Below are 403 nucleotides of genomic sequence, written 5' to 3' on the forward strand. Positions count from 1 at the left end.
CGCCTGCTTGTCGTGATGGTGAAGTCCAATGCTGGCCAGGCGTTTCTACGTCGCGCGTGCTTTTTCGTCGGCGCTGCTTGGCGTCAGAAGAGTCTGCGACGCGCGGCCAGCCTGACGCGCCAAGCCGAGTGGAAACACACCTGGCTGGGAGGTCATCGTGGTTGATCTTCCCGAGCTTGTTCAGGAACAGGGTTTTGCCCTGCGCAAGCAAGGGAGGACATGGGGCGGCGCCAGCTGCCCCTCGTGTGGTGAGGGGCAGGAAACCTCGAACCGGCTGTGCGTCTATGTAGGAGACGGTGGGAAATGGCGCTTCAAGTGCCATGCCTGCGGGATCCGAGGGGACGCGGCCGACTTCCTTGCCGTTTCACGCGGCATTTCCTTGCGTGCCGCGCTTAAGGAGGTC

1 protein-coding gene is annotated in these 403 nt (G+C 62.8%); it reads left to right on the top strand.

Translation table 11 applies throughout. The annotated features are described in order from the left end of the window. Nucleotides 1–157: 157 nt before the first annotated feature. Nucleotides 158–403 (top strand): CHC2 zinc finger domain-containing protein (locus I6F21_RS38290; RefSeq protein WP_225184458.1); only part of this gene is annotated, 246 nt, incomplete at its 3' end.

This window comes from Bradyrhizobium sp. NBAIM03, assembly GCF_020194055.1.
GTDB classification, from domain to species: domain Bacteria; phylum Pseudomonadota; class Alphaproteobacteria; order Rhizobiales; family Xanthobacteraceae; genus Bradyrhizobium; species Bradyrhizobium yuanmingense.